Genomic DNA, 16,675 nt, shown 5'->3' with positions numbered 1-16,675 from the left:
ATGACCTTGTTCGAACCATTTGAAGCGTTCGGCGATCTCGAAGAGATTGCTGAGCGGCTAGCGAGTGAAGATCCATCGGTGCGCCGACTGGCGGTGCTTGACCTCGTGGAGACGTCGAGCGGTGAGGCGGTTCCGTTGCTGGCGGGTGCCATCCTCGACGCTGAACCGGTGGTGCGCCAGCAGGCCGCGCAAGCGCTTGGCGAGTTTGACGGCATCGACGTTGCCAAGGCCCTGATCGGCGCCGTACCCGACCCCGTGGCGGAGGTTGCCCGGGCGGCCGCTGACAGCCTTGCCGAACTCCGCGATCCCGAGGCGAGTGGCGTCCTCCTGCCATTAGTTACCCATCCGGCCGCTTTTGTGCGTGCGGCGGTTTTTCGGGCACTGAAGGCACTCCAGGTCGATGCATCGCTCGGTCCCGCGATCACAGGGCTTGGTGACGACGATCCCGGCGTGCGTGTGCAGGCCGTGGGAGTGATCGGCTATCTCAAGAAGACTGAAACCCTGCCATCCTTGATCAGCGCAACGCGGGACAAATCGGCGGATGTCCGGCTTGCGGCCGTCAACGCGCTATCGTTTGCTCGCAACGAGGTCGCGGCTCAGGCCGCAGCCGCCGTGCTCTCGGATTCGGAGTGGCAGGTCCGGGCTGCTGCGGCGGAAGCGATTGGGCGGATCGGTCAGGCTTCAGCGGCGGGCGCGCTGATTGCTTCGCTCGCCGACAGCTACTGGCAAGTCCGTCAGAAGGCGTTGCAAAATCTTGGCCGGCTGCGCGTTCGGGACGGGGTCGAAGCTATTGTTGCCTTCCTTGACGACGAACTGCCTTCGTTGCGCAAGGATGCCGCCGCGGCGCTCGGTGATATCGCCGACCCACGCTCGCGCGACGCCCTCACGCGGCATACTGGCGACGCGGATCCCGACGTTCGAAAGACGGTGATCTGGGCGCTTGGGCAGATTGGCGGCGGCTGACTATTCCTTGAACAGGATGTCCTCGAGGAGATCGAGCCGCCTGATCCTAATGACGCCGTCTTCGATCGCGATAATGCGCTTGGCCTGGAACCGCTTCAGCATCATGGTGATCCACTGACGGGTCGAGCCAACCATCGCGGCGATCTGGTCATGTGTCACTTTTCGGTTGATGATGACTGTGTCGCCGTCGGCGAGCCCGTACAGCTCGGCGAGATTCAAAAGATACTGGGCGAGCCGCTCGATCACCGAGCGAGTTCCGAGCATCTGCGCCATCGACGAATAGCACTTGCCCTTGGCGATGAGCCCATCGATCAATGCCAGTGCGAAAGCCGGCACCTGGACCAGCAATCTTTGCAGCGCGGGGCTGGACAAGGCCGTGATCTCGCAGTCCTCCATTGCGATGCCGGACCACATGTGGGGCCCTTCGCCCGCTATCTCGGGGCCGCCGATGAAGTGGCCAGGCGTCCAGTAGGCGAGGGTGATCTCCCGGCCGGATGGCGCCGTGTAGTAGACGCGGACCTGCCCTCTCCTGATGATGTAAATGCCGCTGTGATGCTCCCCCTGGCTGAACACCATTTCGCCCTGCGCGGTGAAAACGGCACGTCCGGCGGCCAGGACCTGGGCCTTTTGTTCGGCGGACAAGCGATCCAGGAACTGCGCGCCGACGTTGAGGCCGTCGATGCTCTCGCTCATGAAGAAAGCGGAGTCGCTGGCCATTGCGCGCGGTCCGCTGGAGACAGCAAGGCTATCCCTTGTTCGACAGCTACCGTCCAGGGAGAGGCCCGTCTGCACCATTGCAGAACGGGAGTAACCTTCGGAAGCTTCCTTGATTGTGGTCATTGCGGCCCGGATGTCTTGCGCTGTCGTCCCCTAGCTAAGTGTGAGGAGATGGCGAAGTCCACTTCTTTGAATGTCCGGCAACGCACTTAGCAAAGCTGACGCGAGAACGACATTCCGCTGGAATGGATTTGCTGTCGATCCGCCTGGCGTGAGAAAATCATTTGAAGCGCTTGCAGTGTACCGCGATCGGAATCCGCCAGCGAATGACTTCTCCGACGCGATGCAAGTAATTGCTTCTGTTGCCGTGGTGTCGGCTCGATAGTCCGCTCCTGCGTTCTGCGGTGGCTGCCGGCCGCCGCTCGATCGTTGGAGATGGGCCGATGCGTTCGCGTTCCTTTATGAAGACAGCAGCCACCGCCGCGCTTGCTCTATTTGGCCTAGCTGCGATAGCGCGGGCCGAAACCATCCGGGTCGCGGTCGGGACGCAGGACACCACCATCAATTGTGCGACGGGCGGCCTATTGATCCGCGAGCTCAAGTTGCTGGAGAAATTCCTGCCGCATGACGGCAAGTACAAGGATGTGACCTACGACATCCAGTGGAAGAACTTCACCAGCGGCGCCCCGCTGACCAACGAAATGGTCGCCGGTAAGCTGGACTTTGGCGCGATGGCGGATTTTCCGGGTTCGCTGAACGGAGTGGCGTTCCAGAAGGCGGGCCGCCGTAGCCTCTTCATCAGTGTCTTGTCCGGCAGCACCAAGGGCAGCGGCAACGGCATCGTAGTGCCCTCGAACTCTCCGGTTCAGTCGATCAAGGATCTCAAAGGCAAGACGATTTCCGTGCCGTTCGCATCGACGTCACACGGCATGTTGTTGCGTGCCATCGAGGCCGAGGGCTGGAACCCGGAGACCGACGTCCACATCATTACCCAGGCGCCTGAAGTCGCCGGTCCTGCGCTTCAGGCCAACAAGATCGAGGCGCACGCCGATTTCGTGCCGTTTGCCGAACTGTTCCCCTGGCGCGGATTTGCCCGCAAGATCTTTGATGGTTCACAAGCTGATGCGCCGACGTTTCACGGGGCATTGGTCGATGCCGACTACGCGGAAAAGCATCCGGAGATCGTCGTTGCCTACCTGCGCGCCGCACTCGAGGCGGATCGCTTGATCGCGAACGAACCGGAGAAATACAGCGACCTGATCGCCAAGGTGACGGGTATCGAGGCGGAAGTCGTCTATCTGTTCCATGGACCGCTCGGCCTGCAAACCCGCGACGTGACCTGGAAGCCCGAATATCGTCAGGCGGTGGCCACCTCGATCAAGACACTGAAGCTGTTGAAGCGCGCCGATAGCGATCTCGATATCAATCAGTTCGTGACCGACAAGTACATCCGGGCGGCAGTTGCGGAAGCCGGCGGTGACTACGAAGCGCGGCTGAAGAGCTACGACCAGCTTGGGCTGAAGGCCCAAGATGCGACGACAGGCGCCAAGATCACGGATTCCAGTCGTGTCGCTCAGATTTGGGTCAAGGACGAGCCGCTCGTTCAGCACTTCAGTTCACCAGAGGGCGCTTTGACGGCTCTTGCTGGCCTGGAGAAGCAAGGCAAGGCAATTCGCGTCATCTATGCCCAGGATCGCGAGACCGGCATCAAGCTGTTCGCAAATCAGGCATGGTTTGTAAGGTCGCCAAAGGGGGAGCTCAGTGCGTTCCTGCTGAAGGATGGGGCGGAAAGGTGGTCGAAGGCGCATGGTGGCGTAGTGGTGGACTATGCCGGCGCGCGGGAATCGCTCGTCGCGAGCCGGTGAGCAATGACAGCCACACGCACCGCCGGCCAGGTGGCGTGGGCACGCTGGCTGGTTCGGGGTCTCTCGATCGTCGCTTGCATCGTGCTGTGGCAGCTCGCGTCAGCTGTGCACCTGAGTCTGGGTTTCGTCACATTTCGCAATGTGCCGCCGCCGACTGAAGTTCTGCAGTCCGCAATCATACTGCTCAAGTCGCCCAAGTTGCTGGCGCATGTCGGCAGCAGCCTGTGGAGGGTATTTGCCGGGTACGGCGCAGCGGTCTTGTTGGGAATTGGCTTTGGCTTTGCGATCGGCCGTTCGCGCGCCGCGAGCGACCTTTTGCTGCCGCCGCTCGAGTTGCTGCGGCCGATCCCCGCGGTGGCCTGGATACCTCTCTCGATCCTGATCTTTCCGTCGTCGGAAATGTCGATGATCTTCATCACCTTCATCGGTGCGTTGTTTCCTATCATTCTCAACACTGTGCATGGCGTTGCGAATATCGACCGCCGGCTGGTCGCCTCCGCGCGCAGTCTTGGCGGCACGCCTGCCGCCATTCTGCGTGAGATCGTCTTGCCGGGCGCCGCGCCGAGCATCGTTACCGGGCTCGCCATCGGCATGGGTACATCGTGGTTTTGCCTGGTCACAGCCGAGATGATCTCGGGCCAGTTCGGCATCGGCTATTACACGTGGGAGGCTTACACGCTGCAGAATTATGCCGATATCATCGTCGGCATGCTCGTCATCGGCCTGCTTGGCATGGGCAGCAGCTGGCTCCTGACGACGTTGGGACATTACCTGATGCCGTGGCGACAGCCGGCGGCCGCACGATGAATATTCGGATATCTGATAGTTCGACGAGATCTGTTGGGCGTATCGGCATCGAGCGCATATCGATCGCGCTCGGGGATGGCGCTGACGCCTTTGAGGCTGTCCGTGATCTCGATTTTGCGATCGCGCCAGGTGAACTGGTTTGCGTACTCGGCCCATCCGGTTGCGGAAAGTCCACCTTGCTCGGTGCCTTGGCAGGTCACCTGCCGGTAACGCGCGGGCGCTTGACGGTGGATGACCAGGCGGTGCTCGGTCCGAGTCCGGATCGCGGAATCGTATTTCAGCAACATACGCTGTTCCCGTGGAAGCGTGTTCGCGACAATGTCGCGTTCGGTCCGAAGATGCGTGGCGTGGGCAGGAGCGAGCGATATCAGGCCGCTGACGAGCTTCTGCGGTTGGTCGGCCTCAAGGGCTTCGAGCACTTCTATCCTTCGCAACTCTCCGGCGGGATGCAGCAGCGTGTCGAGATCGCGCGTGTTCTGATCAACCGGCCACGTGTGCTGTTGATGGACGAACCGTTCGGCGCACTGGATGCGCAGACTCGCAGCATGATGCAGGAGGTTCTGCTCGACATCTGGACGAGGATCCCAACAACGACCATCTTCGTGACGCATGATATCGAGGAGGCACTGTTTCTTTCCGACCGCGTCATTATCATGAGCGCCAGACCGGGACGGATCATCGAGGATATCCGCCTCCCGTTCGGCCGGCCCCGCCGCGCCGAGCTTGTCACCGAGCCGGATTTTGTGCGTCTGAAGCGCTGGATCCTCGATCTTCTCAGACCGCCGGATAGCCCGGAGCCGCTGGCCCGGTTGAGTCCGCTTGGGATCAGGTAGGGATAAGCGAGAAATCCCTTAGCGTCGCTATCAGGCTCGCGTGGTCGCCGTTCGTTCTGACGGGCGCCAGCAGCTAGAGTTGGACCCGCTCCAGCTCTGCTCGACGAGATCCGGTCGGTTCGGCGAGCCTGGCGGCGAGAGCGGCACACTGGTTGCGGATATCGGGAATCGCGATGATCTCCCAGAACGCAGCCCGCGTCAGCGGGCCCACGGCAAAGAGCCGTTGCGAGACCTCGCCATCGCGGCCGATGATGGCACAGTTGCGATCTGTCTCAATACCGATGCAGAGCGGGTCGACGCGCGCCAGGCCGCGGTCGAACAGGCCGCGTACCGCCGGATTTGGCGTAGCGCGAGGATCCTTGACGATGCCGGTGCAATCGACGACGGCGCCTACTTGCATGTTGAGGATCCTGGTATCACCGCGCCGGCGATAGTGGATGCGGGCTCCATCGTCGGTCGGCGCGATGCTGATGACCTTGGCTGCCAACAGGCTGAGCTGCCCTGCATAGATTGCTTGAGACACACGGGCCTCGACTTCCGGCGCCATCCGGTGCCGATGCACATCCCACCAGGCGCGGGCGTGTTCGAGGAAGCGGCGTTTGGACGCCTGCGGAAGCTCGTGCCACAGCCGCTGGGTGTAGGGCCGCAAGCCGTCGATCACGCCACGCCAGTCACCCCCCTCGGCCGCATTCCGCGCGATGCGGCTGCGGAGCCAGTGAAGCAGCTTGCTGATGCTGGCGCCAAACGGCACATCGGCTTCGTCAATGCGCTGGGCATCGACACGCCGATGCGGCTTTGCCAGCAGGCCGCGCCGCGACATCGCGATGATCGGCCCTCGATGGCCGTCGCGCAACAGCGACAGCACGTAGTCGATCATCGTCAGTCCCGTGCCAAGGAGCAGGACTGTCGCATCGGCATCAACCGGCGCGGCCGACGGTGGCGCCCACGGATCGGCATAACCCGCGCGGCTGGCGCGCATGTCATGTCCGGTCGCAAGAACAGCCGCATCGCCGGCCAGCGATTGACCATCGTCGAGCGTGACCGTCACCCCGGCTTGGCCTTCGTTGACATCGACACAAGTCCCATGAACGATGGAAAGGCGCTCCACGTCTGCCGGATCGGACGTGTGCTGTTCGAGCAAGCTCGCGATGTAGTCGCCATAGATGCGTCGCGGCACGAAGCGATAGGGATCCGAACAAAGGGGAACATCGAGCTCGCGCGAGCCAAGCCAGCCCCAGAAATGATCAGGCTGGTCCGGCAGCGCGCTCATGTTCGCGACGCGTACATTGAGCAGGTGATCGGGATTGCCGGTGTGATAGGCGATGCCACGGCCGATATCCGGGCGCTGCTCGATCAGGGTGACACGGAGGTCGCGGTGAGGCTGATGCACGAGCTGATAGGCTAGCAGCACGCCGCTGGCGCCGCCGCCGATGATGATCATGTGCCGCCTACGGAGGCCCGTCATGCTGCCACTCCACTGGTCGGCCGGCCACACCAGGCGTGCGACGCCGGCAGTTCATGCCTTTGACTGCAAGTCGATACGCGACGTCAGGGGCAGGGATGGAGTGCTGACGCCCAAACCTCAGGAAAGCCGTCCGCTTTACTCAGCGGGGTCGATACGGGGAGAGAGTTCTAGCCGTGAGGGCCGAAAAAGAAGAACTCGTACGGGTCTTCGCGCTCGTCGGTTCGATCAGGTCGCGCAAGCTTGCGACATTTTGCCTGGAACCGTTGAACCGTTCCACTGAGGGAATGAAGCCAGGAAGATATCCGACGCATAGACCCTCCTTCGCACCAAGAATTCGTTTCTAACGATATCATGCCTTCGCCCCGCTCGCGTTTGAATGTCGACGGTGAGCGCAAGTTTGAAAACGATGAGCTGCTCTGCGGTGCTTCTGAAGAGAGTAATTGTCTTGTTGAAGCCACGGTTGAAATCTCATTCCCCGTGCATCGGCCGCAATCACAGCGAATTCGAGGGTTCCTCTGCTTCGCGGCGGTGAAGCGTTGGCTTGGTGGCTCTGGCAGCGCGTCTGAGCTGCACGCGCTCACGGCAAGATGACCGAACAGTCGATTGCCGGGTCGTGTCACGCTGATATGGTCAGCGCGGGCGGGCGGATCGCTATGCTTCGCCGCAACTCGTTGTCCGCAGGAGCAGGTTCATGACCCATGCCTTTCGCTTCCATCAGCCCGGTGGCCCCGAAGTTCTGAAATGGGAGGAGGTCAAGCTCGGCAAGCCCGGCCCTGGCGAGGCGCGGATTCGCCATACCGCCGTTGGCCTCAACTTCGTCGATATTTATAATCGCGCTGGCGTCTACAATGTGCAGCTTCCGAGTGGTCTCGGGAGCGAAGCAGCGGGGATCGTCGAAGAGGTCGGTCCGGGAGTGACGGATTTGAAGTCAGGCGATCGCGTCGCCTATGGCAGTTCACCGCTGGGTGCCTATGCCGAGGAGCGCCTGATACCCGCGGATCGCTTGCTCAAGCTCCCGGACGGCATCGACGACAAGACTGCGGCGGCCATGATGCTCAAGGGCCTCACTGTACAGTACCTCATCCGGCAGACCTACCGCGTCAAGAGCGGGGACACCATTCTGCTGCATGCGGCGGCCGGCGGAGTGGGTCTGATCCTGGGCCAATGGGCGAAGCATCTTGGCGCAACCGTGATCGGCACTGTCAGCACCGACGAGAAAGCTGCGCTCGCCAAGCAACACGGGACCACACACGCTATTGTCTATTCCCGCGAAGATTTCGTCGCGCGAGTGAAGGAACTCACCGCGGGCCAGCTGGTGCCGGTGGTTTACGATTCGGTGGGCAAGGACACGTTCCTGAAATCGCTGGACTGCCTGGCGCCACTCGGCTTTGCGGTGCTGTTCGGGCAATCCTCGGGAGCCATCGAGCCACTCAATCTTGGTCTGCTGGCCCAGAAAGGCTCGCTCTATGTAACCCGACCGACACTCAATACCTATGGCGCGAAGCGCGAGAATTTGGTCGCCATGGCTAACGAATTGTTTGAGGTCGTAAGGTCGGGCGCAGTCAAGATCGAGATCAATCAGACATATCCGCTCAAGGACGCAGCCAAGGCCCACGCCGATCTCGCCGCGCGCAAGACGACAGGATCGACGGTGCTTCTCGTTTAGTCGATTTTGGCGCCCGGTTCGATTGCCCGCTAAACTCTCGTTTCAGCGGGAGATCGAGCCGGGAGGATGTGCGGCTTCGGGAGCTCAAGTGGTGGTACGGGCAGGGCAGTAACGGACTTGATCTTCTCCATTGCGAACCGCGAGGTCACATTCTTCAGCGCGATCGCCCCGATCAACTTCTTGTAGAACAGATCGTAGCTCTGCATATCGGCGACGACCACGCGCAGCACGTAGTCGACGTCGCCTGCCATGCGATAGAATTCGATGACTTCGGGCATCGCGCTGACGACAGTCGCAAATTGTCTGAGCCATTCGTCGGAATGATCGTCACTCTCGACCGAAACGAATACCGACAGACCCAGACCAATCTTGTTCTGGTCGACCAGCGCTACCTTGCCGGTGATGATGCCCTCGGTCTCCAGGCGCTGGACGCGTTTCCAGCAAGGCGTCGACGACAGCCCGACACGTTCGCCGATCTCGGCGACCGAAAGCGATGCATCTTCCTGGAGTACCCTCAGGATCTTGCGATCGATCGCATCAAGGCGACGGGACGGCGCCGCCGAAGGTGTTTGGATGTCGGTCATATGCAGAAATTTCTTCCAAATGGACTGTCAGAGACAATGTTAGTTGAAGGATTATTCTCCGCAAGCCGGTGATGTTTCGAAAAGGCGATTGCTGGAGCAATGCGTTCTACAATCGTCGCCGTGCGTAGTGCATCGGTCCGCTCGACGTAAAGAAGTCCCGTCGCGTTAGGCGCTGCTGTCGCGCAGGCATGGTCGACACCGCGCACGGAGCGCGCGAAACGATCTCAGGGCAAGAAGGATCAATACCTTGAAGCCGAACCGTGGCCCCAACCAAATCAATGGCTTGGTTCGTAGGTTCAAATCACCCGCAGCCAGTTGCCTTCGTGTGAGGAAGAGGGGTTCGAGAACGTCAGGGGCAAGCGCACGGCAACTGCTTCCGTTGATCCTGCATGGATGTATCAAGCGCGCGCCTTTAGCGCGCCTGCCGCACGGCAGCCCGCTGCCTTCACGGCGCAATCAGAGAGAGTGCAAGTAGCGACAGCACCAATGCTGGCGGCATCACCAGGACGCCGAGTCGCAGAAAGCGAAGCGCACCGACATGCTCGCCCTCGCGCCGTAGTGCGATCAGCCACAAGATCGTCGCGAGCGAGCCGGTCACCGACAGGTTGGGTCCGAGATCGACGCCGATCAAGGACGGCGCCGGTGACGTGATGCGACACCTGCGCGGCTTGCGTCGTGGTCGCCGCGATCAGTCCCATCGGCAGGTTGTTGATGAGGTCCGAGGCGATCGCATATTGGGCCGTGCCGCGGCAAGCGTGTGGTGCCGGATTGCAAATACGTATATGGAATGTATTTCCACATACGCGAATCTATATCCGGAGAGCTCCGATGGCGGATGCCGCGATCAAGTCGGCACGGCGCGTGTTCGAGATCATGGAATTCTTCGATCGGGCGCGCCGCCCGCTCGGCCTCAAAGCGATCTGCGACGAACTCCGCTACCCCGTCTCGAGCGGCGCGGCAATGCTGAAGAGTCTCGTGACGCTGGGCTATCTGGAGTACGACCGCAAGACGCAGACCTATCTGCCGACGATGCGGATCGCGGTATTGGGGCGATGGGTGTCGGAGCAGCTGTTCGGCGAAATCAGGATGCTGCCGCTGATGGAGGAATTGCGCGACCGCACCCGCGAGACGGTGATCGTGGGGACTCAGAGCGACATCAGCGCCCAATATGTCCATGTGCTGCGCTCAAACCAGGCGCTTGCCTATTCGGCCGAACCGGGATCGCTGCGCCCGCTGGCACGTTGCGGGGTCGGTCTGACATTGCTCAGCAGCAAGTCGGATGAGGAGATCGACACGCTGGTCTACCGCAGCAATCATGCGGAGCCGACGCGCAGCCACCGCGTGGCGCTGAAGGACGTGATGGCGAACATCGAGCGCATCCGCAAGCAGGGCTACTTCTTCTCCCGCGGCATCTACAGTGAAGGCATCGGTGTGATCGCGATGCCACTGCCGCAAGCGCCGTTCACCCGCAGCTTCGTCATAGCGCTTGGCGGGCCGGTGTACCGCCTCGAGCGGCGTCTCGATCAGAACGTCGCGGTGCTGCAGGGGGCGATCCGTCGGTTCCTGCCGAGGAATGCCAAAAGCTGATCCTCCCTCATTTCCATGGATATGGAAGTGTAAGACATATTTCTGTAACGGATTGCGAGGCGCGACCTCCCCGATCTAACTTGCCGGCGAATGACGAGCCGGCTTGCAGATTGCCCGGCACACTCGGCACGGGAGGATAGGCGTGGACTTTGCGCGAGGAGAAGGCGACGAGATCATCGCCGAGACGATCGGGCGCTTCGCGGCTGACGAACTGCGTCCCCATCTTCGCGAGTTCGAAAGCGCGCGCACCGTCCGCGAAAGTGTGCGGCAGCGCTTCGCCGCGCTGGGCTTCGAGGCGCTGGATGTCGCCGAGGAAGCCGGCGGTGCCGGCCTCGGTCTGCTGCCTCGTGCCAGGACCAACCGTTTGCTCGCCGAAGCCGACGCCGGCGCCGCGCTTGCGCTGGACCGGCTGGCGCCGGCGATCTACGTGATCGAGGCCTTCGGCGGGGTTGACGCGCTGAAGTCGCTTCAGCTGAACCTCGGGCAGTCCGATCTCCGCTTCGCCCTGGTGATGGATCCCGGTGCCGGGGATGTTGTCGCTGCGCGCGTTGCAGGCGAGGTGGCCTGGATACCTGCCGCAGGAGCGGATGTGCTTGTGGGTCTTGGTCCGCAGGGCGCATGGGTGTTGAAGGAAGGTTTTGCATTTGAGCCCGTCGGTGGCGCGGCCCTGCACGCCGCGGGCGCAAGCGGCGTCAAGTTTGCCGGCACGCCTATTCTTGCGTGGCACGATCCGGTGCGTGCGGCGCGGGCGCTGGCCAGGATCAGGGTCTATTACGCGTCGCTGATCTGGGGTGTCCTCTCCGATGCGGCTGGGTGTTCGCGCAGCTACGCGCTCGACCGCGTCGCGTTCGGCAAGCCGATTGCCCATCATCAGGCGCTCGCATTCCTGATCGTCGATATGTACGTCGCCGTCGAGCGGTTGGGTCTTCTGATCGAAGATGCGGCTATGGCGATCGATGCCGGCGAAGGCCGCGCCGTCGGTGCGGCGGCGGCAGCTTTCGTCGATGCGATTGAGGCGAGCCGCTTCGTCGGTCCGAATGGTGTTCAGATCCTCGGCGGCCACGGCTTCATGCGTGATTTCCCGGTCGAGAAGGCGATGCGGGACTGCCGCGCGCTCGGCCTGCTGGCGGGCGGATGCGATGCCGCGCGCGAGCAGGCCGGCGCGGCGCTTGCGGCTACAATCTCGGAGAGGATCGCCGCGTGAACAATTTCAGCGCCGCGCTCAATGCGTATATCGAACAGGTCCGGGAGTGGGGGCAGCGAGAGGTAAGGCGGGCCGGACTCGAGGCCGATCGCAACGGTGCGCCGTTGCCGCCCGGTCATCCCTATTTCGCCGGGTATGTCGATTTCCGGAGGAGGCATCCCGCGCCGGCCAACGACGGCGCGGTGCCTGAAGGTCCCGCGGTCCGAACGGTCGCAATCAATGAGGAGAGTGCCTATTGGGATCGCGGCATGGGCGTCGCTGCGCCAGGACCGGGACTGCCGGCGCCGATCGTCACCGCCGCCGGCACGCCGGAGCAGCGCGAGCGCTTCCTTGGGCCGTTCCGCGGAACTGACATTCCGCGCTGGGGCAGCTTCGCGCTGACGGAACCGAGCGGAGGCTCGGACACGGCGGCGTTCCGCACCCGCGCGACGCGAACCGATCGCGGCTATCTGCTCAATGGCGCCAAGTGCTTCATCGGCAATGCCGCTCGCGCCGACTGGGTGCTCGTGCAGGCCAATCTCGATCCCGACAAGGGCCGGGCCGGGCAGCGGTCGTTCTTCGTCGAGCGTGGCAACCGCGGCATGACCGGGATCAGGATCGAGCAGAAGATGGGACTCCGGGCTTATGAGTCGGTCTCGTTCATCCTCGAGGACTGCGAGATCCCGCACGACAACATCCTAGGCGGTGAGCGGCCCGAACGGACGTCGAAGTCGAGCGCCTACGGCGCCACGATGGAGACGCTCAACACGACACGCGTTGGCGTCGCGGCAAGCGCCGTCGGCCTGGCGCGCTCCGCCTATGACGAGTCGTTGAATTTCGCGAAGCAGTCGGGCGCGTTCAGGTCGATACGGGTGCGCGACCGCCTGGAGGTGATGTACCGGCAGCTTCGCGCGGCCTGGCTCATGACGCTACGCGCGGCCTGGAAGGCCGACAACCGGATTCCCAACATCGTGGACGCCTCGATGGCCAAGGTGTTTGCCGCCGAGACCGCACAGGATCTCGCCAGTGCGGGCATGGAGATCGTCGGGCTCGAGGCGGGGGCGGGTCATCACCTCGTCGAGAAGCTGTTTCGCGATGCCAAGGCGCTGAACATCGTCGAGGGCACCGGGCAGATCCAGCGCATCATCATGGCGAGAAATCTCGTCGGACCGCCGCGCTGACGCGATCCGAAACATTTGCATGGATGGTTCCTTGAACAAAATCCTCCGCCCATCGGACGCGGCGTCGATCGCCGCCTTTCTTGCACCTCGCTCGATCGCCGTCATCGGCGCCGCGCCCGCCGAACAGCGCTCGATCCGCGGCATGTTGCTGCGGGTGCTGCGCCGCGCCGGCTTCACCGGGCGGATTGCACCGGTCAATCCGAGCTACCGCGAGGTCAACGGCTTGCGCTGCTATCCCGCCATTGCCGCCGTCGAGTTTCCGATCGATCTCGCCATCATCGCCCTTCCGGCGGAAATGGTCTGCGACATCGTTGAGCAATGCGCTGCGGCCGGCGTTCGTTCGGCGATCGTCATTTCCTCGGGATTTGCCGAAGAGAGCGTTGCGAAGGCCGAACGTCAGTTGCGGTTGTCGGAAATTGCGCGACGCACCGGGATCCGTATCTGCGGCCCGAACTGCGAGGGATTTTACAATGTCCGCGGTCGCGTCGCGGCGACGTTCAGTATGGCAGCGGAGCCGTCGCTCTCGGGCCGGACGCAAAACGCGGCTGCCGGTCGCGTGGGGATCGTGGCGCAGAGCGGAGGTCTCGGCTTCTCGCTGCTTAGTCGCGGGCGCGCCGCCGGCCTGGAGATCGGCCATGTCGTCACGACGGGTAATGAGTGCGACCTCACCGCGGCCGACTTCATCGCGCATTTTGCCGGCGATCCCGACTGTGCGGCCATCATTGCTTACCTTGAGGAGGTTCGCGACCTCGAGCGATTCGCTGTCGCGGCGGGCAAGGCGTGTGCGGCGGGCAAGCCGGTGATCGTGATCAAGATCGGCCGATCCGACGCCGGCCGTCGTGCGGCTGTCGCGCACACGGCAAGCGATACCGGCGTAGCTGCAGATTTTGACGCGATGTTCGCGGCCACCGGCGTGATCGCCGTCACCGATCCGGATGATGCGGTCGCGGCAGCGCTCGGGCGCTTGACCAACCCGGTTGCTGCGGGTGGTCGCGTCGGCATTATCACGACGGCGGGCGGCGCCGGAACCGTCCTGAGCGAATGCCTGACGGAAGCCGGTTTCAGTGTTCCCCTATTGGATCAGAAGCTGCAGGCGCGGCTTCGGCCGACGTTCCCTTCCTATGGCTCCGCGGCAAACCCGATCGACGTTACCGCGCAGGGCATCTTCACGGGTGGCGTTCTTCAGTCGCTCGAGTTGCTGCTCGACGGCGAGGAAGTCGATTCCATTGTCTTGGCGCTGTCGCTGTCGAACGAGCGCAGCATCTCGCTGGACGTGAAGGCGCTCAGCGCGCTCCGTGCGCGCAGATCAAAGCCCGTCCTGATCTACAGCTACACCCTGCTGTCCTCCTCCGCACGCGAAGCGCTCTCGAGTGCGGGGTTTCCCGTGTTCGAGCGGGCCCGGGACCTCGTCGTCGCCATGCGCGCACTGAGCACAGTCGCCCACTACGACCATGCGCGCGCATTCGGCAGCGGAGCCATGGCATCATGATCAGCTTTGACGTCAGCGACGAGCAACGCCAGATTCGGGACATGCTCCTCGCGTTCGCGAGGAAGGAGCTGGCGCCGCGGGCACGGCAAGCGGACGAAGCATGCGCCGCGCCGGCCGAGGTGCTCGACGAAGCGTGGTCCCTGGGGCTGGCCTCACTTGCGATTCCGGAGGCCGATGGTGGCGGCGGTGCGCCGCGCTCGGCCCTGACCGGCGCGTTGATGCTGGAAGCGATGGGCTCCGGATGCGCCGGTCTCGGCGGCACCGCCGTTGCGTCGTCGCTGTTTGTCAATCCGCTGATCGACCTCGGATCGGAAGCGCAGAAGAAGCGCGACCTGTCGAAATTCTGCGGGAGCTCTCGCCGCGTGGCAACGCTTGCGCTGCACGAGGACTCGCTTGCCTTCGATCCGTCGCGGATCGTCACCCGTGCTGAACCTGGTCAGGATGGTTGGCGGATGACCGGCGTCAAGCGACTGGTCCCTCTGGGCGAGGAGGCCGAGGACATGCTCGTGCTCGCGCGGGTATCCGACGCGCCGGGGATTGACGGAATCAAGGCCTTCATCGTCCCGCCGCGTGCCCAAGGCGTCACGATCTCCCGCGAGAGCGGCACCATCGGGCTCACGCCGATGCGGTTTGCCCGGGTCGAGCTTGCCAGCGTGTCGCTTCCGGCTGACGCCGTTCTCGGCGAGGGCGGTGGCGCGGATATCCGCCCGCTGCTGGCCAGCTTGCGCATTGGTGGAGCGGCGCTCGCCGTGGGGTTGGCGCGCGCGGTCACCGATTTCGCGATTCCGTACGCCAGGGAACGTGTCGCATTCGGTGAGCCGATCGGAAAGAAGCAGTCGATCGCCTTCATGCTCGCCGACATGCATATCGAGTGCGATGCCATGCGCTGGCTGGTCTGGAAGGCGGCTGCCGCGTTCGATCGCGGAGTTGATGTTTCGAAAATGGCCGTGCTTGCGCAGAACTACGTCAACCGCCGCGCGATCAAGATCGCCGATGACGGGCTGCAGATATTCGGAGGCCACGGCTATATCCGCGACCTTCCGCTCGAGATGTGGCTGCGCAATGCGCGGATGCTGACCATCCACAGCGCGCTCGCGGCGGCGTGAAGGAGCAGAGCATGGTGGATTTCACGCTTTCTGACGGCGATCGGGCAATTCTTTCCGGAGTGGCCGAAGAGGCAAAGGCCAGCGAGAAATACGCGCGCCACTACGACGCGCATGAGGACGAAATCCTGCCCAAGGCGTTTGCCGAGGCCGCGGAGTTCCCTTCGCTGCTCGAGCGGATGCGGCGTCGACCGAGCGGCGGCACGCCATCCGTGATCATGCAGATGCTGATCAAGATCGAGCGCGAGGCACATAATGGTGTGCCCTTGCGCCAGGCACCGTCGGCGCTGGGGAATGCGGCGCTGGGCGCGGCCGGCACGCCCGCGCAGCAGAAGCGGTGGGGGCATCTGATGCTGGCGATGTCGATCACCGAGCCGGGCGCCGGATCGGACACCAAGGCGATCCAGACGACTGCCGTGCTCGACGGCGATGAATGGGTGCTGAACGGCGACAAGATCTTCGTCACCAACGGCGTTCGTTGCCACGGCACGATCGTCTGGGCGACCGTCAGCAAGGCGGCCGGTCGCGGCGGCATCAAATCGTTCCTGGTGCTGAAGGGCACGCCTGGGTTCGAGTTGGTCCGCAAGGAAAAGAAGCTCGGAATTCGCAGCAGCGATACCGCGGCCTACGCGTTTCGTGACTGCCGCATCCCGCGCGACCATCTGATCGGTGGCGACGAGAGCGTGCCGCAAAGCGCGGACGAGGGCTCGGCCTCCTACAAAGGGGTCCTCAAGACGTTCAACATCACGCGCCCGACCGTTGCCGCGGGCGGCATCGGAAAGGCGCTCGGCGCATTCCGGTATGCGCGGGATCACCTGGCCGAGGGGGGGATCGCGGTCGACTGGGACAAGGCGCTGCACGATCGGTCCTCCAGTGAGCAGACGCTGCTGGAGCTCGAGGCCGACATCGAGGCCGCGACGCTGACGGTGCTGCGCGCAGCCTGGCTTGCGGCGCGCGGAGAACCCAACAATCTCGAGGCATCGGTCGCAAAGGCGAAGGGCGGCGAGCTCTGCCGCAGCGGCCCGCAGCGCGCGATGGAACTGCTGGGGGCAATGAGCCTCAGCCATGATCATCCGGTCGAGCAATTCCTGCGCGATGGCCGCATCACCGACATCTATGAGGGCACCGGCCAGATCCAGCGGCTCGTCATCGCGCGCGCCATCCTCGGATATTCGTCGGCCGAGCTCAGTTGAACGCAGCACACAGGCCAAAGCCCGGCGCGGTTGACCGGC

General features: G+C 63.2%; 14 protein-coding genes and 1 pseudogene. 11 read left to right on the top strand and 4 right to left on the bottom strand.

Annotated elements, in window-relative coordinates; all coding sequences use genetic code 11:
- Positions 1–963: a HEAT repeat domain-containing protein gene (locus ACSKB9_RS19325; RefSeq protein WP_438074982.1), complete on the top strand. Its 963-nt coding sequence runs from the start codon at positions 1–3 to the stop codon at positions 961–963.
- Here the strand turns inward: ACSKB9_RS19325 and ACSKB9_RS19320 are convergent, their stop codons facing one another.
- Positions 964–1,680 (bottom strand): Crp/Fnr family transcriptional regulator, encoded by a 717-nt coding sequence (locus ACSKB9_RS19320; protein ID WP_438074980.1) that lies wholly within the window; start codon positions 1,678–1,680, stop codon positions 964–966.
- 461 nt (positions 1,681–2,141) lie between these two features.
- On the opposite strand from ACSKB9_RS19320, the gene ACSKB9_RS19315 reads away from it, so the two are divergent.
- The 3 genes from ACSKB9_RS19315 to ACSKB9_RS19305 are packed head-to-tail and all read left to right on the top strand — an operon-like array spanning position 2,142 to position 5,185.
- Entirely contained in the window at positions 2,142–3,545 is a 1,404-nt protein-coding gene (locus ACSKB9_RS19315; protein ID WP_438080300.1) for an ABC transporter substrate-binding protein, read from the top strand.
- Positions 3,546–3,548: 3 nt separating this feature from the next.
- A complete protein-coding gene (locus ACSKB9_RS19310; protein WP_438074978.1) occupies positions 3,549–4,352 on the top strand; it encodes an ABC transporter permease in 804 nt (267 codons plus the stop codon).
- Entirely contained in the window at positions 4,349–5,185 is an 837-nt protein-coding gene (locus tag ACSKB9_RS19305; RefSeq protein WP_438080299.1) for an ABC transporter ATP-binding protein, read from the top strand. Before ACSKB9_RS19310 ends, ACSKB9_RS19305 begins: the two co-directional genes overlap by 4 nt.
- Positions 5,186–5,258: 73 nt before the next feature.
- On the opposite strand, the gene ACSKB9_RS19300 is transcribed toward ACSKB9_RS19305, so the two are convergent.
- Positions 5,259–6,650 carry an FAD/NAD(P)-binding protein gene (locus ACSKB9_RS19300; protein ID WP_438074976.1) on the bottom strand — a complete coding sequence of 464 codons (1,392 nt, stop codon included), beginning with the start codon at positions 6,648–6,650 and terminating at the stop codon, positions 5,259–5,261.
- Positions 6,651–7,341: 691 nt separating this feature from the next.
- On the opposite strand from ACSKB9_RS19300, the gene ACSKB9_RS19295 reads away from it, so the two are divergent.
- Positions 7,342–8,316, top strand: a complete 975-nt coding sequence (locus tag ACSKB9_RS19295; RefSeq protein ID WP_438074974.1) for a quinone oxidoreductase family protein — start codon at positions 7,342–7,344, stop codon at positions 8,314–8,316.
- Positions 8,317–8,345: 29 nt separating this feature from the next.
- On the opposite strand, the gene ACSKB9_RS19290 is transcribed toward ACSKB9_RS19295, so the two are convergent.
- Both ACSKB9_RS19290 and ACSKB9_RS19285 read right to left on the bottom strand, forming a co-directional pair.
- Positions 8,346–8,900: an Lrp/AsnC family transcriptional regulator gene (locus ACSKB9_RS19290; protein ID WP_438074972.1), complete on the bottom strand. Its 555-nt coding sequence runs from the start codon at positions 8,898–8,900 to the stop codon at positions 8,346–8,348.
- A 445-nt stretch (positions 8,901–9,345) separates the two neighbouring features.
- A pseudogene (locus ACSKB9_RS19285) lies at positions 9,346–9,631 on the bottom strand (ArsB/NhaD family transporter); the annotation flags it as partial.
- On the opposite strand from ACSKB9_RS19285, the gene ACSKB9_RS19280 reads away from it, so the two are divergent.
- The 6 genes from ACSKB9_RS19280 (at position 9,612) to ACSKB9_RS19255 (ending at position 16,636) form a co-directional block, all read left to right on the top strand.
- Entirely contained in the window at positions 9,612–10,487 is an 876-nt protein-coding gene (locus ACSKB9_RS19280) for an IclR family transcriptional regulator (RefSeq protein WP_438080297.1), read from the top strand. The pseudogene ACSKB9_RS19285 and the gene ACSKB9_RS19280 sit on opposite strands and share 20 nt — an antisense overlap.
- 142 nt (positions 10,488–10,629) lie before the next feature.
- A complete protein-coding gene (locus ACSKB9_RS19275) occupies positions 10,630–11,691 on the top strand; it encodes an acyl-CoA dehydrogenase family protein (protein ID WP_438074970.1) in 1,062 nt (353 codons plus the stop codon).
- The gene (locus ACSKB9_RS19270) at positions 11,688–12,851 is read left to right on the top strand and encodes an acyl-CoA dehydrogenase family protein (protein WP_438074968.1); all 1,164 of its coding nucleotides are present in this window, start codon (positions 11,688–11,690) and stop codon (positions 12,849–12,851) included. Before ACSKB9_RS19275 ends, ACSKB9_RS19270 begins: the two co-directional genes overlap by 4 nt.
- A gap of 31 nt (positions 12,852–12,882) precedes the next feature.
- Positions 12,883–14,340 carry a CoA-binding protein gene (locus ACSKB9_RS19265; RefSeq protein ID WP_438074966.1) on the top strand — a complete coding sequence of 486 codons (1,458 nt, stop codon included), beginning with the start codon at positions 12,883–12,885 and terminating at the stop codon, positions 14,338–14,340.
- A complete protein-coding gene (locus ACSKB9_RS19260; protein ID WP_438074964.1) occupies positions 14,337–15,446 on the top strand; it encodes an acyl-CoA dehydrogenase family protein in 1,110 nt (369 codons plus the stop codon). The genes ACSKB9_RS19265 and ACSKB9_RS19260 overlap by 4 nt, the downstream gene beginning before the upstream one ends.
- A gap of 11 nt (positions 15,447–15,457) precedes the next feature.
- Positions 15,458–16,636: an acyl-CoA dehydrogenase family protein gene (locus ACSKB9_RS19255; protein ID WP_438074962.1), complete on the top strand. Its 1,179-nt coding sequence runs from the start codon at positions 15,458–15,460 to the stop codon at positions 16,634–16,636.
- Positions 16,637–16,675 lie beyond the last annotated feature (39 nt).

It is taken from the genome of Bradyrhizobium sp. BR 1433 (assembly GCF_051547665.1).
Taxonomy (GTDB): domain Bacteria; phylum Pseudomonadota; class Alphaproteobacteria; order Rhizobiales; family Xanthobacteraceae; genus Bradyrhizobium; species Bradyrhizobium australafricanum.
This window is presented reverse-complemented; position numbering and strand designations above follow the sequence as displayed.